At 40.2% G+C, this 24,230-nt stretch carries 20 protein-coding genes; 13 read left to right on the forward strand and 7 right to left on the reverse strand.

The window, feature by feature from the left end; translation table 11 throughout:
- Positions 1–135: 135 nt before the first annotated feature.
- The 6 genes from INT04_RS09250 to recG all read left to right on the forward strand — a co-directional run bounded on the left by INT04_RS09250 (position 136) and on the right by recG (position 6,984).
- Positions 136–753 carry a trimeric intracellular cation channel family protein gene (locus tag INT04_RS09250; protein WP_193015844.1) on the forward strand — a complete coding sequence of 206 codons (618 nt, stop codon included), beginning with the start codon at positions 136–138 and terminating at the stop codon, positions 751–753.
- Positions 754–1,057: 304 nt separating this feature from the next.
- Complete coding sequence (gene gmk / locus INT04_RS09255; RefSeq protein ID WP_193015845.1) at positions 1,058–1,681, forward strand: guanylate kinase; 624 nt, start codon at positions 1,058–1,060, stop codon at positions 1,679–1,681.
- Positions 1,682–1,735: 54 nt separating this feature from the next.
- A complete protein-coding gene (gene rpoZ, locus INT04_RS09260; RefSeq protein WP_006534607.1) occupies positions 1,736–2,011 on the forward strand; it encodes a DNA-directed RNA polymerase subunit omega in 276 nt (91 codons plus the stop codon).
- Positions 2,012–2,040: 29 nt separating this feature from the next.
- Positions 2,041–4,167 (forward strand): bifunctional GTP diphosphokinase/guanosine-3',5'-bis pyrophosphate 3'-pyrophosphohydrolase, encoded by a 2,127-nt coding sequence (gene spoT, locus INT04_RS09265; RefSeq protein WP_193015846.1) that lies wholly within the window; start codon positions 2,041–2,043, stop codon positions 4,165–4,167.
- Positions 4,168–4,169: 2 nt separating this feature from the next.
- Complete coding sequence (gene trmH, locus INT04_RS09270; protein ID WP_193015847.1) at positions 4,170–4,892, forward strand: tRNA (guanosine(18)-2'-O)-methyltransferase TrmH; 723 nt, start codon at positions 4,170–4,172, stop codon at positions 4,890–4,892.
- Positions 4,893–4,896: 4 nt separating this feature from the next.
- A complete protein-coding gene (gene recG, locus INT04_RS09275) occupies positions 4,897–6,984 on the forward strand; it encodes an ATP-dependent DNA helicase RecG (RefSeq protein ID WP_193015848.1) in 2,088 nt (695 codons plus the stop codon).
- A gap of 150 nt (positions 6,985–7,134) precedes the next feature.
- Here recG and gltS read toward each other — a convergent pair whose 3' ends face one another.
- Positions 7,135–8,349: a sodium/glutamate symporter gene (gene gltS / locus INT04_RS09280; protein WP_193015849.1), complete on the reverse strand. Its 1,215-nt coding sequence runs from the start codon at positions 8,347–8,349 to the stop codon at positions 7,135–7,137.
- 241 nt (positions 8,350–8,590) lie between these two features.
- Here gltS and INT04_RS09285 point away from each other — a divergent pair, with 241 nt between their 5' ends.
- From INT04_RS09285 to INT04_RS09300, 4 genes are all read left to right on the forward strand, one after another.
- Positions 8,591–9,982 (forward strand): uracil-xanthine permease family protein, encoded by a 1,392-nt coding sequence (locus tag INT04_RS09285; RefSeq protein ID WP_193015850.1) that lies wholly within the window; start codon positions 8,591–8,593, stop codon positions 9,980–9,982.
- A gap of 159 nt (positions 9,983–10,141) precedes the next feature.
- On the forward strand, positions 10,142–10,672 hold the full coding sequence (locus tag INT04_RS09290) for a hypothetical protein (protein WP_193015851.1): 531 nt from the start codon (positions 10,142–10,144) through the stop codon (positions 10,670–10,672).
- Positions 10,673–10,769: 97 nt separating this feature from the next.
- Positions 10,770–12,446, forward strand: coding sequence for an AsmA family protein (locus INT04_RS09295; RefSeq protein ID WP_193015852.1), 1,677 nt, complete (start codon positions 10,770–10,772; stop codon positions 12,444–12,446).
- A gap of 87 nt (positions 12,447–12,533) precedes the next feature.
- Positions 12,534–12,773, forward strand: coding sequence for a hypothetical protein (locus tag INT04_RS09300; protein ID WP_193015853.1), 240 nt, complete (start codon positions 12,534–12,536; stop codon positions 12,771–12,773).
- A 92-nt stretch (positions 12,774–12,865) separates the two neighbouring features.
- On the opposite strand, the gene rluF is transcribed toward INT04_RS09300, so the two are convergent.
- The 5 genes from rluF to typA form a co-directional block, all read right to left on the reverse strand.
- Positions 12,866–13,747 carry a 23S rRNA pseudouridine(2604) synthase RluF gene (rluF, locus tag INT04_RS09305; protein WP_193015854.1) on the reverse strand — a complete coding sequence of 294 codons (882 nt, stop codon included), beginning with the start codon at positions 13,745–13,747 and terminating at the stop codon, positions 12,866–12,868.
- A gap of 276 nt (positions 13,748–14,023) precedes the next feature.
- Entirely contained in the window at positions 14,024–14,938 is a 915-nt protein-coding gene (fabY, locus tag INT04_RS09310; RefSeq protein WP_193015855.1) for a fatty acid biosynthesis protein FabY, read from the reverse strand.
- Positions 14,939–14,974: 36 nt separating this feature from the next.
- Entirely contained in the window at positions 14,975–15,412 is a 438-nt protein-coding gene (gene dtd, locus INT04_RS09315; protein WP_193015856.1) for a D-aminoacyl-tRNA deacylase, read from the reverse strand.
- Positions 15,413–15,479: 67 nt separating this feature from the next.
- Positions 15,480–16,097, reverse strand: coding sequence for a glucose-1-phosphatase (gene yihX / locus INT04_RS09320; RefSeq protein ID WP_193015857.1), 618 nt, complete (start codon positions 16,095–16,097; stop codon positions 15,480–15,482).
- Between the two features lie 466 nt (positions 16,098–16,563).
- On the reverse strand, positions 16,564–18,399 hold the full coding sequence (gene typA, locus INT04_RS09325; protein WP_193015858.1) for a translational GTPase TypA: 1,836 nt from the start codon (positions 18,397–18,399) through the stop codon (positions 16,564–16,566).
- A 359-nt stretch (positions 18,400–18,758) separates the two neighbouring features.
- Here typA and glnA point away from each other — a divergent pair, with 359 nt between their 5' ends.
- The 3 genes from glnA to glnG all read left to right on the forward strand — a co-directional run bounded on the left by glnA (position 18,759) and on the right by glnG (position 22,828).
- Positions 18,759–20,168, forward strand: a complete 1,410-nt coding sequence (glnA, locus tag INT04_RS09330) for a glutamate--ammonia ligase (protein WP_193015859.1) — start codon at positions 18,759–18,761, stop codon at positions 20,166–20,168.
- 181 nt (positions 20,169–20,349) lie between these two features.
- A complete protein-coding gene (gene glnL, locus INT04_RS09335; RefSeq protein ID WP_193015860.1) occupies positions 20,350–21,396 on the forward strand; it encodes a nitrogen regulation protein NR(II) in 1,047 nt (348 codons plus the stop codon).
- A 10-nt stretch (positions 21,397–21,406) separates the two neighbouring features.
- Positions 21,407–22,828, forward strand: a complete 1,422-nt coding sequence (gene glnG, locus INT04_RS09340; RefSeq protein WP_193015861.1) for a nitrogen regulation protein NR(I) — start codon at positions 21,407–21,409, stop codon at positions 22,826–22,828.
- Between the two features lie 22 nt (positions 22,829–22,850).
- On the opposite strand, the gene hemN is transcribed toward glnG, so the two are convergent.
- A complete protein-coding gene (hemN, locus tag INT04_RS09345) occupies positions 22,851–24,224 on the reverse strand; it encodes an oxygen-independent coproporphyrinogen III oxidase (protein ID WP_193015862.1) in 1,374 nt (457 codons plus the stop codon).
- Positions 24,225–24,230: the final 6 nt, after the last annotated feature.

Below are 24,230 nucleotides of genomic sequence, written 5' to 3' on the forward strand. Positions count from 1 at the left end.
TTTATCCTTATCGGGAAATAAATTTCCACATTATAAAAACTAATTGATTTTACCTGGCACTAAAAAATTTCAGTCGAGACTTTTTCGCAAGGTCATTATTCTATCCTCACTAAATAGTCAGAAAATTAGAAAATCATGTTACTTAGTGTTCTCTATATTATTGGTATTACTGCAGAAGCCATGACGGGTGCGCTTGCTGCTGGTCGTCGTAAAATGGATGTTTTTGGCGTCATTATTATCGCCTCTGCAACCGCCATTGGTGGTGGCTCTGTCAGAGACATTTTACTTGGCCACTACCCTTTAGGTTGGGTAAAACACCCTGAATATATCATCACGGTTGCCTGTGCTGCTGTTATCACTATGTGGGTTGCTCCCATGATGAAACATTTACAGCGGCTCTTCCTCATCTTAGATGCTATCGGCCTGATGGTTTTCTCTATTATTGGCGCACAAATCGCACTCGATATGGACTATGGTCCTATTATTGCCGCCATTGCTGCTGTGATTACGGGTGCTTTTGGGGGCGTTTTAAGAGATATGCTCTGTAATACCATCCCTCTTGTTTTCCAAAAAGAAATTTATGCCGGTATCGCCTTTGGTGCTGCATGGCTTTATATGGGATTACTGTTTTATACACCGTTGCCAAGAGACGTCATTATTATTATTACCCTCGTTGCAGGGTTAACCGCCCGTCTTCTCGCAATTCGTTATAAATTAGGCTTACCTGTCTTTAATTACGAAAATCAAGATTAACGAATCGCTGTTTTAACGACAGCGGTTATTTTTGATTCTGTGGGGCATCTCAAAATATAATCTCTTTTCGCTATCGTGATAAAAGGCAATTCCTATCACTGAGCCTTTAATTGTATGTTAAGATTGATATAGTTTAATTTTTCTCTTATTTCTCACTTAAAAAAGAGAATATAATAAGAAAAAAATGGCCCTGTATTAAATATGGGCACTGTATGTCATTCATTGTATGTGTATACTATATGGGGGATTTGCTCCCTAAACATGTATTTATACTTAATTCTCCAGTCAAATTCAGAAAGTCATCATGATCCAAGGAACTCTTTATATTGTTTCCGCTCCAAGCGGTGCGGGTAAATCAAGTCTTATTCAAGCGCTGTTAAAAACACAGCCTTTATATGACACTCAGGTTTCCGTCTCTCATACCACTCGCCCTATGCGACCGGGAGAGAGCCATGGTGAACATTACTTCTTTGTCACTGAAGAAGAATTTAAAAGCATGATAGAAAGCGGGGATTTCCTTGAACATGCTTGTGTTTTTGGTAACTATTACGGAACATCCGGAAAAGTTATCAAAGAAATTTTAGCCAGTGGTGTTGATGTCTTTTTAGATATTGACTGGCAAGGCGCACAGCAAGTGCGTAAAGCGATGCCTGAAGCACGCAGTATTTTTATTCTGCCACCGTCAAAAGAAGAGCTTTACCGCCGACTTCGTGGACGTGGGCAAGATAGCGAAGACGTGATTACAAAACGTATGTCGCAAGCTGTATCGGAAATGGATCATTTTAATGAGTACGATTATTTGCTGATTAATGATGATTTCAATACCGCGCTTGCTGATTTACAATCAATTATTCGTTCAGAAAAATTACGCCTTGATCGTCAAACGCTACGACATGGTGATTTAATCAGCAAATTATTGGCAGACTGAGATAACTTTCAGTATTATGCCCAGTCATTTCGTTAATGGTGGAGTAACACAAATATGGCACGCGTAACCGTTCAAGACGCTGTAGAAAAAATTGGTAACCGTTTTGACCTCGTTCTGGTCGCTGCACGTCGTGCGCGTCAGTTACAAGTTGGTGCTAAAGATCCTTTAGTTCCAGAAGAAAATGATAAAATGACTGTTGTCGCGCTACGCGAAATCGAAGAAGGCCTGATTAACGGTAAAATTCTTGATGCTCGTGAACGTCAAGAGCAGCAAGAGCAAGAAGCAGCAGAATTACAGGCTGTTTCAGCGATTGCGGAAGGTCGTCGTTAATCGTTTAATAAAATAGGGGTAGGTCTGCCTTGTACCTGTTTGAAAGCCTGAATCAAATCGTTCAAAAATACTTGCCATCGGAGCAAGTTGAACAACTTAAAAAAGCCTTTATCGTCGCTCGAAATGCCCACGAGGGACAAACTCGTTCAAGTGGTGAGCCTTATATTACTCACCCTGTTGCGGTTGCATGTATTCTCGCAGATATGCGATTAGACCATCAAACGCTAATGGCGGCATTGTTGCATGATGTTATCGAAGATACACCTGCAACCTTTCAAGATATCGAAAACCTTTTTGGTAGTACGGTTGCCGACCTTGTTGAAGGCGTTTCTAAACTGGATAAATTGAAGTTTAGGGACAAAAAAGAGGCTCAGGCTGAAAACTTTCGTAAGATGATTATGGCGATGGTGAAAGATATCCGCGTCATTTTAATCAAGCTGGCAGACCGAACTCACAATATGCGCACACTGGGGTCATTACGCCCAGATAAACGTCGCCGTATTGCGCGTGAAACACTCGAAATCTATAGCCCTCTCGCCCACCGTTTAGGTATACATCATATCAAAACAGAGCTTGAAGAGCTGGGTTTCGAGGCGCTACATCCTAATCGCTACCGTGTTATAAAAGAAGTCGTTAAAGCAGCTCGAGGTAACCGTAAAGAGATGATTAATAAAATCCTCTCTGAAATTGAAGGTCGCCTGACAGAAGCCCATATCGAATGCAAAGTTAACGGTCGCGAAAAACATCTCTACTCTATTTATCGTAAAATGTTGCTAAAAGAGCAACGTTTTCACTCGATTATGGATATTTATGCCTTTCGCGTTATCGTGAAAGAAGTCGATACCTGTTATCGCGTATTAGGTCAAATGCACAGTCTTTATAAACCGCGTCCCGGTCGTGTTAAAGACTATATTGCTATCCCAAAAGCCAACGGCTATCAATCTCTTCATACCTCACTTATTGGCCCTCATGGAGTGCCGGTTGAAGTGCAAATTCGTACCGAAGATATGGACCAAATGGCAGAAATGGGGGTTGCAGCACATTGGGCTTATAAAGAGCAAGGTGAACAACCGGGCACAACGGCACAAGTTAGAGCACAACGCTGGATGCAAAGTTTACTTGAATTGCAACAAAGCGCAGGTAGCTCATTTGAATTTATCGAAAACGTAAAATCAGATCTCTTTCCTGATGAAATCTACGTTTTCACGCCAGAAGGTCGTATTGTTGAATTACCAACAGGTGCAACCCCTGTCGATTTTGCTTACGCAGTACACACTGATATCGGTCATGCTTGTGTGGGTGCAAGAGTTGATAGACAACCTTATCCCCTTTCACAATCATTACGCACTGGGCAAACCGTTGAAATTATCACGGCACCGGGTGCAAGACCAAATGCCGCGTGGCTAAACTTTGTTGTCAGCTCAAGAGCACGTTCCAAGATTCGACAACTTCTAAAAAACTTAAAACGAGAAGACTCTATTAATTTAGGTCGTCGTTTACTGAATCATGCATTAGGTGAACACAAAATTGCCGATATTTCAGCGGAAAATATTGAGCGCGAATTGAAGCGTATGAAGCTTCATTCCATTGATGACTTAATGGCTGAGATTGGTTTAGGTAACACGATGAGCGTTGTTGTTGCACGTAATCTATTGATTGATAACCAAAATCAAGATGATAATGCACAAACAGAAACAACCAATAATGAAGCGCCTAAATTGCCAATAAAAGGTGCGGATGGTGTTTTAGTCTCATTTGCAAAATGTTGCCGGCCTATTCCAGGTGATCCTATCGTGGCACATATTAGCCCAGGAAAAGGCTTAGTTATTCACCACGAGTCTTGTCGTAATATTAGGGGTTATCAAAAAGAGCCCGAAAAATTTATGCCTGTCGAGTGGGACAAAGAGGTCAACAGTGATTTCATTACTGAAATCAAGGTCGATATGATTAACCACCAAGGTGCATTAGCAAACTTAACCGCAGCAATTAATGATGCAAACTCAAGTATTCAAAGTATGAATACAGAAGAGAAAGATGGTCGTGTTTATTGTGCTTTCATTCGCTTAACCGCGAAAGACAGAATTCAGTTAGCCAATATCATGCGTAAACTTCGCATCATGCCAGACGTCCTGCGCGTTAGCCGCAATAAAAACTAGTCATGAATTTAATTCGATATGCCCGCATCTGCCAAATGATGGCGATGCGGCAACCAGACCTCACTGTTTGCCTCGAAGAAGTGCATAAATCCCATAACGTTGCTGCCGTCATAAGAACAGCTGACGCTGTTGGCATTCCTAAAATTCATGCGATTTGGCCTGAAGAAAAAATGCGAATGCTGGTGTCACCTGCTGCTGGGAGTAATAGCTGGGTAAATGTAGAAACACACCCGACTATCACCGACGCAGTGACAGCCTTTCGCACTCAAGGTATGCAAGTTCTTGCGACCCATCTCTCAGATAAAGCCGTTGATTTCCGCGAAATTGATTATACACGTCCAACTTGTATTATTATGGGGCAAGAAAAAACAGGTATCTCACAAGATGCGATAGCCCTTGCAGATCAAGATATTATTGTCCCTATGATGGGCATGGTTCAATCGCTGAATGTTTCTGTTGCCAGCGCATTAATTTTATATGAAGCACAGCGCCAACGTCAGGCTGCAGGTATGTATAATCGAACAGAAAGCACTTTAACTGCGGAAGAACAACAAATTCTGCTATTTGAAGGTGGATACCCAGTGCTTGCTGAAGTTTCTCGTCGAAAAGGACTGCCTCGCCCTTATATTAATAATCAGGGTGAAATTGAAGCCCCTGACTCATGGTGGGCTGAAATGCAAATGACGCAAAAACAACTTAGGAAATTAAAAAAGACGGAGTATTGATCCCATGAAAGGAAAACTGCTTGATGCAATCCCCTTAACCACTCTTCACGGCGTAGGTGCAAGTCAGGCAGATAAGCTGGCAAAAATAGGGCTTGTGACTATTGAGGATTTATTACTCCACCTTCCTTTACGTTATGAAGATCAAACGCATTTATATGCTATTAGTGATCTCCTTCCCGGAATTCCAGCCACTGTTTCAGGTGAAATTTTAAGAACCGAAGTCAGCTTTGGTCGCCGTAAAATGATGACCTGCCAAATTTCTGATGGCTCAGGTATTTTAACTCTCCGCTTTTTTAATTTTACTGCCGCAATGAAAAACAACCTCGCTCAAGGTAAGCAAGTCACTGCCTATGGTGAGGTAAAACGCGGAAGTCGAGGCCCCGAAATTATCCATCCTGAATATAAAATCAAAGTGGCGGGCTCTGACGTTAAATTGCAAGAAACATTGACACCGATTTATTCAACAACTGAAGGTTTACGCCAAACCTCGTTGCGTAAATTGATCGATCAAGCATTAGAATTACTTGATACCTGCGCGATTAGTGAATTATTACCCGAACAATTTATTCACGGTTTACCCCCACTAGCTACTGCATTACGTACTTTGCATAATCCACCACCTGATATCATTTTTGCTGAACTTGAAAAAGGGCAACATCCAGCACAAAAAAGGCTTATTCTTGAAGAGTTACTGGCACATAATTTAGGGATGCTCAATGCAAGAGCGGGTGCACAATCTTATCGTGCAGAACCACTCTTTATGCCAACAACCTCAACATTACAACAGCAATTTCTGGCTGCACTTCCCTTTACACCAACACATGCTCAGCAACGTGTCGTCAACGAAATCGAAAACGATTTAGAAAAAGAATACCCCATGATGCGCCTTATTCAAGGCGATGTCGGATCAGGTAAAACGTTAGTGGCTGCGTTAAGTGCATTACGCGCGATTGCTAATGGTAAACAAGTGGCCTTAATGGCGCCCACTGAATTATTGGCAGAGCAACATGCATTAACCTTTAGAAAATGGTTTGAACCTTTTGGTATCCAAGTGGGTTGGCTAGCAGGAAAACAAAAAGGAAAAGCACGAGAAACACAACAAAATGCGATTGCAAGTGGTGACGTTTCCATCATTATTGGAACACATGCTATTTTCCAAGAACAAGTTAAATTCCGCGCACTTGCTTTAGTGATCATTGATGAACAACACCGTTTTGGTGTACATCAACGCCTCGCATTGTGGAAAAAAGGTGAAGAACAAGGCTTTCACCCACATCAACTGGTGATGACCGCAACCCCTATCCCACGTACGTTAGCGATGACAGCTTATGCGGATATGGATACCTCTATTATCGATGAATTGCCACCAGGCCGAACACCAGTAACCACTGTTGCCATCCCCGATACTCGTCGTAATGATATTATTGAGCGTATCAGACTTGCCTGTACTGAAGAGCATCGACAAGCTTATTGGGTCTGTACATTAATTGAAGATTCCGAGGTACTCGAAGCACAAGCGGCTCAAGTTATCTATGATGAACTCACCCTTTCACTCCCAGAAATTAAAGTCGGCCTTGTGCATGGTCGAATGAAACCCGCAGAGAAACAAGCCGTTATGGCCGCGTTTAAAGAAAACGAATTACATCTACTGGTTGCGACAACGGTTATTGAGGTTGGCGTTGATGTGCCTAATGCCAGCTTGATGATAATTGATAACCCTGAAAGATTAGGCCTTGCACAGTTACATCAATTACGTGGTCGTGTTGGTCGAGGTGCTATCGCTTCTCATTGTGTCTTACTTTATAAAACACCACTAACCCAGACAGCCCGTTTACGATTACAGGTATTAAGAGACAGTAATGATGGCTTTGTTATTGCCCAAAAGGATCTTGAAATTCGAGGCCCAGGTGAACTTTTAGGGACTAAGCAAACGGGTAATGCACAATTTAAAGTCGCTGATTTATTACGCGACCAAGGACTCATTCCTGAAGTACAACGTATTGGGCGTTACTTACATCAACACTACCCTAAGCACTCGCAAGCCTTAATCGAACGCTGGCTACCTGCCAAGACACAATATAGCCAAGCGTAAGATCACTTTTTGCATAGCCTTAGCATGCCGTTAAACGCGATTTAGTATGATATTGAAATAGAACACACCATAAAAAAACACCCCAATGCTGAAAACCAACGTTGGGGTGCGATTTAATACAGAGATATTTCTCAAGTTATAACAGTAAAACTATCCCGCTATAGGCGTAAAGAATGGCAGCAGCAGATACAGTTTGATCACTATCGCATTCACAATATCAATAAAGAATGCCCCTACCATTGGTACGACTAAGAACGCTAAGTGAGAAGGCCCAAAACGATCTGTGACGGCTTGCATATTAGCAATCGCCGTTGGTGTTGCTCCTAAACCAAAACCGCAGTGACCCGCAGCTAAAATCGCTGCATCGTAGTTCTTACCCATCACACGGAATGTCACAAAAATAGCGTACAACGCCATTACACCCGCTTGGATACCAAGAATAACCAGCATTGGGATCGCCAGCGAAGCAAGCTCCCATAATTTCAGGCTCATTAATGCCATTGCTAAGAATAACGATAAACTGACGTTTCCTAATACTGAAACCGCTCTATCAAAAACACGATAGAAACCAAGCATAGAAAGGCTATTACTTAAAATAACACCAATAAATAAGACACACACAAAGGTTGGTAGTGAAAATGCCGTGCCTTCTAATAATTGAGAAAGAAACGTTCCTGCCATTAAACAGATAGAAATCATTGCAATAGTTTCTAATAAAACCATTGAGGTGATCATTCTGCCTGTCGTTGGTTTTTCAAATGCAGTTGGCATTTCATGGTCATCAGAGCCTAATCCCGGCGTTGGAATATTTTTGATTAGATAACGTGCAACGGGGCCACCAATCAACCCCCCTAAAACTAAACCAAAAGTTGCACAAGCCATTGCCACTTCAGAGGCACTCATGAAACCATAACTTTCAACGAACGTTTTACCCCAAGCAGCCCCCGTACCATGACCACCTGATAATGTAATTGAACCTGCAAGTAATCCCATTAATGGATCAAGGCCTAACATTTTTGCAAGTGCAATACCAACCGTGTTTTGTACTAATAACAACCCAACAACGACAAAGATAAAAATAAAAAGTGCTTTCCCTCCCGCTTTCAAACTCGCAAGGTTTGCGTTTAAACCGATTGTTGCAAAGAAGGCCAGCATTAATGGATCTTTCAGTGAGAGATCAAAACTGACTTCCCAATCCATAAAAGATTTAAATGCCAATAAAAGAACTGCAACAAGTAGCCCACCTGCAACAGGTTCTGGGATCGTATACCGTTCTAAAAAAGGAACAGATTTCACTAACTTACGTCCGATCAATAGAACCAAAGTGGCCGCAACTAGCGTGCCATAAACATCGAGATGATACATTTATGTACCCCGTCTTATTTGTTAATTTTATATAAAAATACTACGACGCTAAGTTCATCCATAAACAACGCCAAAAGCAGGTATCCCCGATTAGAAAAAAAAACGGAGACAAACACAAGTTAAAACATATAAAAATGTGAGCACCTCTTATGCATTTTGATAACATCATTTTTGCGCAAACGATTGCTTTTGTGGCGTAGATCATTAAAATACCGTTTTTGTCGAATAAGAAATTCACACCATGGTTACTTCAAAAAATCAAAATTTGCCTCAAAATAGTGATGCTACGATTAAAACAAATAGCGAACTTCTTTTTGCTTTAGAAGAAAAACCGCCATTAGCACAAACGCTTTTTGCTGCTTGTCAGCATCTCTTAGCCATGTTTGTAGCCGTTATTACGCCTGCAATCTTAATTTGCCAAGCATTAGGATTACCCGCACACGATACTCAACGTATTATCAGCATGTCATTATTTGCTTCAGGAATTGCTTCTCTCATCCAAATTCGTGCTTGGGGACCAATTGGTTCAGGATTATTATCAATTCAAGGCACTAGCTTTAACTTTGTTGCACCGCTAATAATGGGAGGACTGGCACTCAAAAATGGGGGCGCTGATATTCCGACAATGATGGCAGCACTTTTTGGTACATTAATGGTCGCCTCATTAACAGAAATTGCACTGTCACGCGTACTTCACTTAGCTAGACGTATTATTACACCGTTAGTTTCAGGCGTAGTTGTAATGATTATCGGGCTTTCTTTAATCCAAGTAGGATTAACCTCTATTGGTGGTGGCTATGCGGCGATTGAAAATAATACCTTTGGCTCACCACAGAATCTGTTATTAGCAGGCTCTGTTCTTATCGTTATTATTTTACTTAATCGACAAAAGAACCCTTATTTACGTGTTGCCTCGTTGGTCATAGCAATGGCGGTAGGTTATGGCCTTGCTTGGGTTCTCGATATGCTTCCTACTCCCGTAGCGCATCCAGAAACCCCATTAATAACGATCCCAGAACCTTTTTATTATGGATTGTCATTTGATTGGCATTTGCTTGTTCCACTAATGCTGGTATTTATGATCACCTCACTAGAAACTATTGGTGATATCACCGCAACGTCTGATGTTTCAGAGCAACCCGTTAGTGGTCCCCTTTATATGAAGCGAATTAAAGGCGGTGTATTAGCTAATGGGATTAACTCCATGGTATCGGCATTTTTCAATACTTTTCCGAATTCTTGTTTTGGTCAGAATAATGGGGTTATTCAACTAACGGGTGTGGCGAGTCGTTACGTGGGCTATGTTGTTGCAGGCATGCTCGTTGTTCTGGGTTTATTTCCTTTCGTTGCGGAATTTGTGCAAAGAATTCCTGAGCCTGTATTAGGGGGCGCTACTTTAGTCATGTTTGGCACCATAGCCGCATCGGGTGTACGTATTGTTTCTAAAGAAGCATTAAATCGCCGAGCGATTATGATCCTTGCAATTTCACTTGCTGTAGGCTTAGGGGTCTCACAACAACCACAAATTTTACAATTTGCCCCTGACTGGCTAAAAACCTTACTTTCATCGGGTATTGCAGCGGGTGGATTAACGGCAATTATTTTAAATCTGATTTTTCCACCAGAAAAATAATTGGAAAATCATTCTATAAAAAAAGACATGGCGCTATTTCTTTTTATTAAGAATTAGCGCTTTATTTTGATATTTAAATCAAGGATGTTTTTATAAAAGCATTGTCCTTTGAGTTGCGGTAAATCTTTATCTCAATACCGAAAATCAAAGGATAATAAAATGACCACCTCAGTGATCCCAATTAAGAACCCTGCTCTCGAATACTTAAAAAATCACCCATCGACTAAAGATTTTCATATACAAACTATTGGACAATTTTTTACTTATCTCAAAGATTCCCTTCTTTCATTATTTAATAGTGATCATAAGTTTACTTATTTGGGGAATAAGTCTGTTGCTGAATTCAATTTAGAGCATATTAAAAAAGATTTAGGTACGTTTCTAGTTAACCCACATCTTAATAAGCACACAGTAGATGCTCTTCAATATTCATTTTATTATTTACAGAATCAATCTTACATTACACCTAATCTCCACGATGTATATCGATCAGGAAATATTGAACCTAATGAATTGATTTCTCAATTAATTAATTATGCCAATAAGTTAAAACGAGAAAAATTAAATTCTCAAGAAATGATATATTCTCAATCTGTTATAGAAATACTAGAAGAAACAAACAATCACTTAAAGCAATTATCGAATACTCAGAATATGATATCCAAAATATCTGATATCATTAATAAGTAAACATCCCTTTGATTTGCCAGATGAACGCTTGAGCATCGCTCAGTTTTCAGGCATAACTGTATAATGTTTCGAAGGAGTGTAAAACGGGAGAAAAGGTATGCGTTGGCTGATGAAAAGTTTGGTATCTCTGATACTTATCGTTATTTTATTTATTATTATAATTTACGCTTTTATTCAGACGCAGTGGGGTGCACAAAAAACCAGCGAGTGGCTTACACAATATACGGATTATGATATTCGTTTCTCTGGTATTGAACACGACCTTATGCAACCTGAGCAAGTTATTGTTCATGATCTCTCTGTCAACCCAAAACAAGATAAAGCCACTGTATCGGCAAAATCAGCCCAAATCCGATTTAATTGGCAATTTTTTACTGCTCCTTCTCACCTACAAAAAATAACATTAGAAAATGGCAATATTGAGTTCACTGATAAAAATCCATCAATACCGTTAAGTGCAGATATTCTGCAATTCAAAAATATGGCACTCAACAGTAATAAAGCTCATTTGTCTTTTGATGCCAAAAAAGTAACGGGAGGAATTACACCATGGCTCCCGACATCAACCGACTTGATTGGAGCGGGCCATTTCCAATTTTCTATTGCTAGCGGCATGATAAATAATAATGAATTCAGTAACTTTATTATTTCTGGACAATATCAACCAAAACGTATCCAAATAGAAAAATTAGGGACTCGCCTACTTAATGGCTCACTCTCCTTAAGCGGGCAATATCAAGATAATCAATGGACATTTGATGATGTCTATATGAATGGTTTACGCTGGCAATCATCACAAACCTTTAGTGAATTAATGCAATCGCTCTCTCAATATCCACGTATAAAAGTAAGAGCACTCAATATTGTTGATTTTACCGCAGAAGGAAAGCATTGGGCAGTCAGTGGTTTTGATGGACAATTCTCTCAGCTTAACTGGGATAGCGGACTTTCATTCACAATGGGTGAACTCAATACGAATGATGTTGTGATCCAAGATGAGCATTTCACCGACGTTATCGCAAAACTGAATCAACAAAACAATCAACTCAATCTTGATAATCTCAGCTTACGCTATGAAAAAGGTTTAATTAAAATTGTAGGCAATTGGAATAAAAACAATAAAACACTCACTGTCCAAGACGCTACACTATCGGGTCTTTTATATACGTTACCTGAAAATTGGCTCTCTTTTTTAGCCAAACCTATTGATCATAATAGCGATATTAAAAATATTACTATAGAACAGTTATCCATAAATCAATCTATTCTGATTGATATTACTCCCGAATATCCTTTCCAATTCACCGGATTAACAGGAAAACTGCAAAATGTAATTATAGCAAAAGAAGGAGAGTGGGGTTTTTGGCAGGGCTCTGCGGTATTAAGTGCAGATAGTGGTACCTTAAACCGTATTGAGTTACGCCGTCCTGATCTCAATATCAGCACTCAACAAGATAACGCGATTGTTGAGCAATATTCTGCATTTATTGGTGATGGTATAATACGAGGCTCCGCAGGTTTAGTGCAATCTAACCAACAACGTCAATTTTCCCTTATTGCTAATGGCCTGAATATCCCATTATCAACACCTTATACGCTGGGTTTAAAAACAACCTATTCGGATGAAGTTGGCCAATTTACACTAAAACTAAAAGGTGATTTACGTGCAAACCCAATAGCATCAACACTTAATGGCACATTAAATGGAGGTCAAGGTGAGCAGCCAATTCTTAATTCAGTCATACAAAATGGCGAGATAATTAATCACCTATAATATTGATCTTTCGCAGGAGCACGGATTGCTCCCTTAATAAAAAACGTTACAATGCGCTATTGCCTTTTTCTTTATTGTGGAGTTTTCATGTCTGACGAAGATTTTTCCCCTGAAAAAATATCTTTAAATACGTTTCAACAGTCTCCTTTAACTGCACTTGAAGATAACAGCACACTCGCTGTGTGTGATGACAACAAAGCTCCGTTGTTCTATTGCCTTTCTAAAGAAGACTATAATGCCTTAATTGAACGCGTTATGGATGCCGAACTTGCTGCGATTGTACTTGAACGTCGCCAAAACAAGTTAGATGAGCTAAATTTAGACTAAGTTAATTAATGCAATAATGATCTTAAATAGAAACCATAAAAAAACACCCTTTCAGGTGTTTTTTTGTTTTTATCGCATTAATCAAAGGGAAATTAACGTTTTTTCTTTTTGCGCCCAGGTTGTTCAAAACGCTTACGAGAATTATTTTCTGTTTCTTTAGTTTTTGTTTTAGGAATATGAATACCCAGTGCTTTTGCATGACTACTGACTTGTTTTTTAGGTTTGTTTTGCTTAGCTTTTGGTGGTGCTTCAGAGGTCGATTTTTCAATTGCGTCAAACAACGGGATAAGCTCATCATCGGTTAAATCACGCCATTCACCAACAGGTAGCCCTGACAAGCTCACATTCATAATACGAACACGTTCTAACTTAGTCACTTCATAACCAAAATATTCACACATACGGCGAATTTGGCGGTTCAAACCTTGAACCAAGGTAATACGAAACACCATTGGTGCTTCTTTTTTCACCTTACATTTTTTGGTTTTTTGCCCCATGATAGGAACACCCGCCCCCATTCCCTGAATAAACTCATCTGTCATTGGTTTATTCACTGTCACGAGGTACTCTTTTTCGTGGTCATTACCAGCACGTAAGATTTTATTGACTAAATCACCGTGATTGGTCAGAAAAATCAGCCCTTGAGAGTCTTTATCTAAACGCCCAATAGGGAAAACTCGGGTGCTGTGGTTAACATAGTCAACAATATTATCTTTTTCGCCATCATCTGTGGTGCTCACAATCCCCACAGGCTTATTCAGTGCGATTAAAACAAGCTCTGAGTTATCCTCCGCTTCAATCAATCGACCATTGACCTTAACTTCATCACCAGCACATACTTGGTCGCCAATACTTGCACGTTTGCCATTAATAAGGACAAGTCCTTGCTCGATATAACGGTCGGCTTCACGACGTGAGCAGATCCCGCTTTCACTGATATATTTATTAAGACGAGTAGATAAATTGGTGTCCATGCTTCCCTCCGTAAATTGCGAAATATACATCAATTGGATAGCGATAGAAACACTATAAGATGGCATTACTCGTCATACTTCAAATTGCTACGTTATTGGCTTCGCTCACTCACACTAGTTACAGACTTTTGTATGCTCCTAGCGATTCATTGACTTCTCACCTAGCTGCATTTTGAAATAGTTAGAGTATTGATTGATTATCCCGACACGTTAACGTAAAAAAAGAACAAGAACGTCTACAAAACAAATAAAACTCAATCAATTAACTTCAATCATCTAACATTGTTTGTTTTGTGAAGGTAGAACAATATAAGTGCCACTAAAAACAGCACCAACTCCTTCATCACCACAAATATCAACATCTAATTTAATACGCGCTTTGCTACCCTTCGCCAATCGTCCTAAATCACCGCTTAAATTTTCCATATCAGCAATTGCCGCGGGACGCCCTGATACAGGCTTTCGATAACGAATATGAGCATCCACCAGCACAATATCACCTTGTAACTTATGCTCTTGCATTAATAACCAAATCAATCCCCAGCCAGTTAAAGTGGCAAGTGAAAATTGGCTACCTGCAAAAATAGTGTGATGAGGATTTTGATTTCCCGCTTCAGGAATAGTGGTATAAAAACGCGTTCCCGTATATTGGGTAATGCGTAATCCCATTTTTTCACTTAACGGAATATGTTGATGCCATTGATTTTGTAATTCAGCACACCAATCTGGTCGATGAAGAATGTCATCTAATGACTCAATACTTTTTTTCATAAAGTAGTGCTTAATGGGTGTTGTTTGTGGGCCTGTTACTAATCCACAATTTTCATAACCCAGTGTCTCAAAAAAGTTAACTGACTCTTCTCTTGCACTACACACTATTCGCTTTATCCCTTCTTGGCGAGCAAGCGACTCTAGCGCCATCGCAACGAGTGTTCCTAAACCTTTGCCTTGTGCGTCAGTCCGCACTGCCATAAAGCGAATAGCACCTTCATTATCAGCATTTATATATAAACGCCCAATCGCGACAGGTTGTCCATTTTCATCAACAACCATTTGATGATGAGCAAGAGTGTCATAACCGTCTTTTTCAGAGCCTTCAGGTTGATGTAAGGGTTTACGAAGCATTTCCCAGCGAAAAGCATAATAAGCATTAAATTCCGCCTCTGTTTTTGGGGTCCGTAAATGGTACATATCTGAGCTCCTCTTAACATCACTGCGAATGTAACGTTACACCTGCAACCAGAATGTGACAGGCCCGTCATTGGTTAGTGTGATTTGCATATCAGCAGCAAATTGGCCAGTTTGTGTTTCTAAGCCTTGTTGCTGACATTGTTCAATAAAGTAGTGATAAAGGGTTTTCGCTAACTCTGGGGGAGCACCATTAGAAAATCCAGGGCGCATGCCTTTTTGTGTTTCAGCCGCAAGCGTAAATTGAGATACGACTAATAAACTGCCACCTGCCTGCTGCACATTCAGATTCATTTTGTCGTTTTCATCACTGAATATCCGATAACCACAGACTTTCTCACACAGTCTTTTGGCTTTCTGTTCGTTGTCGTCTTTCTCTACGCCTAATAAAACTAATAATCCTTGATTAATAGCACCGACTGTTTCACCCGCAATATCCACTCTTGCCTGTGTCACTCGTTGAATTAATGCAATCATACTCTCTCCGTAATAAACCAATAAAAAAGGATAACAAATTCAATCTATTGTTATCCTTACGATAGCATTATTCTTCTACTGGGAGAGTAAAATCGTAATCTTTGAAATAATTAATAATCGTATTTTTATCAATGACATGAACGCCTTTCATACCCACGGCTATCGCGGCATCAACATTGGTTTTAATATCATCAAAGAAAACTGCATCTTGCGCTTCAATATCTTCAGACTGTAAGACATATTTATAAATTTCAGGGTCAGGTTTTCTCATCCCGATATCTTGAGAAAGGTAGAGGAAATCTGCAGAGGCTGCAATTTCAGGATAGTGCTCAGGCCAGTAATCTTGATGTAAACGATTAGTGTTAGATAATACGACAACCCGATGTCCTTGCTCTCTTAGCTTATTCATTATATCAATGACTTCAGGGCGTAATGCGACGAAAATAGCTTGCCATCCTTCCGCAAACTGTTCAAAGCTTAAATTCATTTCTAATTCTGAACTAATTGCTTCTGCAAATTCGATGTCTGTAATATTGCCGCGTTCGTGTAATTTAAAGATTTCTCCTGTGGTGAAGTTTTTTTCTATGTTCGCCAATGGAACACCACTGAGTTTACTCCATACTGCGAATACCCGGTTAAAATCGATATCAATAATCACATTACCCATATCAAAGATATAAAGCATAAATCCTCTCCATAATAGAAAACTCATTTTACTTTAATCATAAATCGCTTTACTGAACAGGCTTAAACGCTAAAAAAGTACAATAATCACACTTAATTTTTTTGTAAAACATAAAACCAGAATAGGGAGAGACGAAAAATGAGACAAAAGGAGTTTAACTTTTACGATGTGGTTCACTGAAAAACAGGGTTTACGGAGCATCCGACAAAGATAAAAAGAGAGGAAGGGAGAGAAAAACTTATGCGGTGGCAAATACTCCACCGCATTCGTCTTATGGTACCTATAGTACCTATACTCTAAATAATTTGAGTTACAGATAGGCGACAAGTGAAGATAGACGGGGAACATAGATAAGCTATGTAACTCAACTAACTGAGCGTAGTCAACACCCCTGTAACTTGAAGTATGACGAGTATAAACTCAGGGCGCTAACGCGCCCTAAGAATTATGTTATCAGAATAACGAATTAGTCTTTGCTACGGTAAGCGCGACGACGATCATTTTCTGACAGATAACGTTTACGCAGACGAATAGACTGCGGAGTCACTTCAACTAACTCATCGTCATCAATGAATTCTAATGCTTGTTCTAATGATTGTTTCAGGTGTGGCGTCAGCGTTGTCGCTTCATCCGTACCAGAAGCACGCATGTTAGTCAGCTTTTTACCTGTTAAGCAGTTTACTGTTAAGTCATTAGAGCGAGTATGAATACCAATCACTTGGCCTTCATAAACTTCAGCACCATGAGTCACAAATAATTTGCCACGTTCTTGCAAGCTATACAGCGCGTAAGCAACAGCTTTACCTTGACCATTAGAGATCATAACACCGTTATTACGACGACCAATTTCACCTGGGCGCACATCATCATAATGACTGAATGTTGCATACAGTAAACCTGTACCTGATGTCATTGTCATAAACTCAGTACGGAAACCAATCAGACCACGGCTAGGGATATTGTAGTCTAAACGTACACGTCCTTTACCATCTGGTTGCATATCACGCATTTCACCTTTACGTTCACCCATCGCTTGCATCACATCACCTTGGTGCTGTTCTTCAATGTCGATAGTAACTTGTTCGAAAGGTTCTTGTTTACGACCATCAATTTCACGGAAGATAACTTTAGGACGAGATACTCCTAATTCGTAACCTTCACGACGCATATTTTCAATCAGAACAGATAAGTGAAGCTCACCACGACCTGATACACGGAATGCATCTGGATCTTCAGTTTCTTCTACGCGCAATGCGACGTTATGGACTAGCTCTTTCTTCAGACGATCTAAAATCTGACGAGAAGTCACAAATTTACCTTCACGACCACAGAACGGTGAAGTATTAACACAGAAATACATGCTAACTGTAGGTTCATCAACGGCTAATGCTGGCAGTGCTTCAACCGCACCAACTTCACAAATCGTATCAGAGATATTCAGTTCACCTAAACCCGTAATTGCGATGATGTCGCCAGCTTCAGCAACGTCAACTTCAATACGGTCTAACCCAAGGTGACCTAATACTTTACCTAGTTTACCGTTACGAGTATTACCTTCACTATCAATGACGGTGACTTGCTGGTTAGGTTTAACCTTACCACGCTTGATACGACCGATACCGATAACACCCATGTAGTTGTTGTAGTCCAACTGCGAAATTTGCATCTGGAATGTACCATCCAGATCAACTTTCGGTGGCTCTACATATTTGACAATAGCTTCATATAACGGAGTCATATCGTCAGCCATGTCATTGTAATCTGTTCCCGCAATACCGTTTAATGCAGATGCATAGATAATTGGGAAATCAAGTTGTTCATCCGTTGCGCCAAGGTTAACGAACAGGTCAAAAACCTGATCCACAACCCAATCAGGACGAGCGCCTGGGCGGTCAACTTTATTGATAACAACGATAGGTTTTAAGTTGTTAGCAAACGCTTTTTGTGTCACAAAACGAGTTTGTGGCATTGGGCCATCCATCGCGTCAACCAGCAATAGAACGCTGTCTACCATAGACATAACGCGTTCTACCTCACCACCGAAGTCGGCGTGTCCTGGGGTATCTACGATATTGATACGATAGTCATTCCATTTAATCGCTGTATTTTTCGCAAGAATAGTAATTCCGCGCTCTCTTTCGAGATCATTTGAATCCATCACGCGCTCAGCAACGGTTTCACGTTCACCGAACGTACCAGATTGCTGTAGTAATTTATCGACGATAGTTGTTTTACCATGGTCAACGTGGGCGATGATGGCGATATTACGCAAGTTTTCGATCACAAAATTTGCCTCAGGCATTGTAGAAATAAGCGCAGTATTGTACACGCTTTAGACGAGAGACTAAACAAGATCACAATAATGATTGCTTAACAATATGCAATTAATTGAATTGTGATCCTTTTCACGCCTCAGAATTTAGTAGCATCCGTTCGATTGCACCAAAATAGTGCAACTAATCAGGCTTAATTTGCACCAGTTTTGTGCAATAATTAAAAAATCACAGGAGATATTCTACACTAAACTTCATCAATACAGTATATATCCCTTTTTAGATAAGTTGGCATGCTTTTCGCAATAGAATTTAGGTGAGCAAAAAATTCACCGAAAAATGTGTAAGGCCACTGCACTCAATAAAACCATTCGCCAGGAGAGTCCCTATGTCCCTTGAACATGTATTATCCATGATTGAAGAACATAAAGTTAGATATATTGACTTACGTTTCACTGATACCCGCGGTAAAGAACAACATCTTACTATTCCCGCTCATCAGGTTAACGATGATTTCTTTGAAGAAGGAAAAATGTTCGATGGTTCTTCTATTGGCGGCTGGAAAGGCATTAATGAATCAGACATGGTACTGATGCCTGATGCAACAACCGCAATGCTTGACCCTTTTTTCCAAGATCCTACACTGATTATTCGTTGTGATGTTTTAGAACCAGGCACAATGCAAGGTTACGATCGCGACCCTCGCTCTATCTCAAAACGTGCTGAAGATTATTTAAAATCAAGCGGCATCGCAGATACCGTATTATTCGGACCAGAGCCAGAATTCTTCCTGTTTGATGATATTCGTTTTAAAAATGATATCTCAGGTGCCTCCTACGCAATCAATGATATTGAAGCCGCATGGAACACAAATACTCAATATGAAGAGGGCAATAAAGGCCACCGTCCTATGGTTAAAGGCGGTTACTTCCCACTGCCACCTGTCGATTCATCACAAGATATTCGTTCTACTATGTGTAACATCATGGAAGAATTGGGCTTAGTGGTTGAAGCTCATCACCATGAAGTGGCGACGGCAGGTCAAAATGAAATAGCCACTCGCTTTAATACCATGACCAAAAAAGCAGATGAAACCCAAGTTTATAAATACGTGGTACAAAACGTGGCTCACGTATTTGGTAAAACAGCGACCTTTATGCCAAAACCATTAGTTGGCGATAACGGTTCAGGTATGCACTGCCATATGTCACTGTCTAAAAACGGTGTAAACCTGTTTGCAGGTGACAAATACGGTGGACTCTCTGAAATGGCACTGTATTACATTGGCGGTATTATCAAACATGCTCGTGCTTTAAATGCGTTTACTAACCCAACCACTAACTCCTACAAACGTTTAGTTCCGGGTTTTGAAGCGCCTGTTATGCTCGCTTACTCTGCACGTAACCGTTCGGCGTCAATTCGTATTCCTGTCGTGGCTAGCATGAAAGCACGCCGTATCGAAGTGCGTTTCCCTGATCCTTTAGCAAACCCTTATCTTGCGTTTTCCGCTCAATTGATGGCAGGTCTTGATGGCATTATCAATAAAATTCACCCTGGTGATGCTATGGATAAAAACCTGTATGACTTACCACCAGAAGAAGCAAAAGAAATTCCAACTGTCGCAGGTTCATTAGAAGAAGCATTAAATGCATTAAATGCAGATCGTGAATTCTTAACCCGCGGTGGTGTATTTACTGATGATGCTATCGATGCTTATTTAGAATTATTACGTGCTGACGTTCAACGTGTACGTATGGCTCCGCATCCTCTTGAATTTGAAATGTATTACAGCGCTTAAGATTACCTTGTTTGATAAGACTTAAGCTTAGATGTACATCTTTTTTTGCCGTGAAGCTATTTTGCCCATCTTCGGATGGGCACTTTTCTCCCCTTTAAGGCGTCAGTCTATTCACTTACGCATTGGTTCATTCATGCAATAAAGGTAAGATGCACTAAAATGGTGCAATGGGGTATTCAATATGGAAACGGCAGACTTACCTGACAACACATTAATTTTAGACTCATTGATACACTCGGTATTAGTAATCAACAAAGAGTTTATTATTTGCTACGCAAATCATTCTGCGTTACAGGTTTTAGCACAAAGCCGTCGAAAATTGTTTGAAACACCGTTTACTGCCCTTTTCAGTTATTACTCTTTTGATGCTGATTTAATGCGTGAAACATTAGCCAGTGGACAAAGCTTTACCGACAATGAAGTGATATTGGTTGTTAATAACCAATCACACACAATGTCGCTCAGTGCCCAACCTATTTCCGAGCAACATATTTTGCTGGAGCTGGCGCCTATGGATAGTCAACGCCGGTTAAGCCAAGAGCAGATCCAACAAGCACAGCAGATGGCGGCGAGGGAATTGGTTCGGGGGCTGGCACATGAAATTAAAAACCCGTTAGGGGGATTACGTGGTGCTGCGCAATTGCTGGCAAAATCGTTGCCCGATCCGGCTTTAACGGAATATACACAAGTTATTATTGAACAAGCTGACCGCTTACGTGTGCTTGTTGATAGATTACTTGGCCCTCAACACCCCGGCACTAAAACACATCAGAGTATTCACCATGTTGTTGAGCGTGTCGCTCAACTTATTTCTCTCGAATGCCCTGAGAATGTCACGTTGTTGAAAGATTACGATCCGAGTTTGCCTGAGTTATCACATTACCCAGATCAAATAGAGCAAGTCCTTCTTAACATTACCCGTAATGCCTTACAAGCGGTTGAAAAAAAAGGAGGAACTATTATTTTGCGTACCCGAACCGCGTTTCAAGTCACGCTTCATGGTGAACGTCATCGGCTTGTTGCTCGTATTGATGTGATTGATACTGGTGATGGTATTCCTTCTCATTTACAAGATACCCTTTTTTACCCCATGGTGAGTGGTCGAGAAGGTGGAAATGGATTGGGATTATCTATTGCGCGTAATTTAGTGGATCAACACGCAGGTAAAATTGAATTTACCAGTTGGCCAGGAAACACTGAATTTTCTATTTATTTACCAATTAAGTAGGAGATAGCCAATGCAAAAAGGAAATGTATGGGTTGTTGATGATGATAGTGCGATTCGCTGGGTACTTGAACGTGCAATTTCTCGTGAAGGCATGTTATGTAGAACGTTTGAACATGCAAATGATGTTCTTAATGCACTTAATACAGAAATGCCAGACGTCTTGTTATCAGATATTCGTATGCCTGATATCGATGGCTTATCTCTACTTAGGCTTATTAAAGAAAATTACCCCACTCTGCCTGTGATTATTATGACGGCACACTCTGATCTGGATGCAGCCGTTAATGCTTATCAGCAAGGTGCTTTTGATTATTTACCTAAACCTTTTGATATTGATGAAACGCTAGCATTAGTTGACCGAGCTATTACTCACTATCGTGAACAAAAACAGCCTAATAATACAGGTGCTGCCCTGCAATCTGTCTCCGATATGATTGGGGAAGCTCCCGCAATGCAAGAAGTCTACCGTATTATTGGTCGGCTCTCTCGCTCTTCAATCAGTGTGTTGATTAATGGTGAGTCTGGCACCGGAAAAGAGCTGGTCGCTCATGCCTTGCATCGTCATAGTCCAAGAGCATCCTCTCCCTTCATTGCGCTCAATATGGCGGCTATTCCTAAAGATCTTATTGAATCAGAGCTTTTTGGTCATGAAAAAGGGGCTTTTACAGGCGCATCACAAGTCCGCCAAGGACGATTCGAACAAGCGAATGGGGGTTCACTTTTTCTTGATGAAATTGGTGATATGCCTCTGGATATTCAAACCCGTTTATTACGAGTCCTTGCTGAAGGACAATTTTACCGAGTGGGGGGTTATGCTCCCGTTAAAGTCGATGTACGGATTATTGCTGCAACACATCAAGACTTAGAAAAGCGAGTTCAGGCGGGTGATTTTCGTGAAGATCTCTATCATCGACTCAATGTAATACGTATTCAGTTACCACCATTACGCGATAGAACTGAAGATATTCCCAACTTAGCGCGCTATTTCTTACAAAAAACAGCAAAAGAACTTGGCGTTGAAACTAAAGTACTTCATCAACAAAGCTTGCAAGTTATGATGGAATACACTTGGTCAGGTAACGTCAGACAATTAGAGAATGTGTGTCGCTGGTTAACGGTAATGACGGCAAGCCAAGAGATTATGCCTCAAGATTTACCACAAGAAATTCGCCAACCTGATGAAAAAACAAAGGGATTAAGCCGCCCTTATTCTCAACATTGGTCACAACATCTCTCATTATGGGCAGATGAAGCCTTGAGCGAAGGTAAAGAGAACATTTTAACCGATGCATTGCCTCAATTTGAGCGTACTCTTTTACTCAGTGCCTTAGCGTATACACAAGGCCATAAACAAGACGCAGCACGACTATTAGGCTGGGGAAGAAATACATTAACCCGTAAATTAAAAGAATTAGGCATAGAGGAATATTAGTCCTCTATGCCGTTTGTCTACGTTAAATAACGCGAGAAAATTGACGTTGACGCATTTGATTGCGTAAATAGGTATCAAAACACATACAGATATTGCGAATAAGCAGACGTCCTCTTGGTGTGACTTGAATACCGTCTTTTGTAATTTCAACTAAACCATCATTTTTCATTGGGACGAGTAATTCTAAATCTTCTTTAAAATAATCATTAAAAACAATATGGTGTATATTTTCAATGTCTGAAAAATGTAGATTAAAGTTACAAATTAAGGTTTTAATCACATCTCGGCGAATACAATCATCATTCGTCAGAGATAAACCTCGCCATAGTGCATTTCCTTCACGATTGACACGCGCATAATACTCTTTTAATACCTTTTCATTTTGCGCATAGTTATCCCCTAACATACTAATTGCGGAGACGCCCATGCCTAATAAATCACACTCTTCATGCGTGGTATAGCCTTGGAAATTACGATGTAAAATCCCTTTACGTTGGGCGACCGCTAATTCATCATCAGGTTTAGCAAAATGATCCATCCCAATAAACTGATAGCCATTTGTCGTTAGCGTAGAAATCGTTTCTTGTAATATGTCTAATTTTTCTTCCGCTAAAGGGAGATCTTCATCTTTGATTTTGCGTTGAGCTGCAAATAAATTAGGTAAGTGAGCATAATTGAATACACTCAATCTATCAGGTGATAATTCAATCACTCGTTTTAACGTAAAAGCAAAACTCTCTTTGGTTTGTTTTGGTAGGCCATAAATTAAATCAATGCTGGTGGAATGAAATCCCACTTCACGAGCGCGCGCTATCAAAGAAAAAATAAAGGCTTCATCTTGTTCACGATTTACCTTTTGTTGCACTTCTTTATTGAAATCTTGCACGCCCATACTCAGGCGGTTAAAGCCTTCATTACGCAAATGATCGATAACATCTAATTCAATCTCGCGCGGGTCAATCTCAATAGAGAGCTCTGCATTATCAACAAAATGAAAATGGTGACGTAATAACGAGACCAATCGACTAATTTGTTGCTTATCCAGAAAAGTAGGTGTACCTCCACCCCAATGCATTTGAGTCACTTTTCTGTTTTTAAAATAGCGAGCTCTATTAATAATTTCTTTTTCTAAAACATCAAGATACTCATCTGCTTTATGTTTATGGCGTGTAATAATTTTATTACAGCCACAGAAATAGCACAGCTTATGGCAGAAAGGGATATGGATATAAAGCGATAAAGGGCGCTCAGGATAGCGTTGAGTCGCTTTAATAAAATCAGCATCACCATATTGCTGATTAAATTCTAATGCTGTTGGGTATGACGTATAGCGAGGACCTGAATAGTTATACTTATGGATCAGGTCAAGATCCCAAATAATTGTTTGTTCTGACATGCCTCT

The organism is Proteus sp. FME41, from assembly GCF_014897315.1.
Classification (GTDB): domain Bacteria; phylum Pseudomonadota; class Gammaproteobacteria; order Enterobacterales; family Enterobacteriaceae; genus Proteus.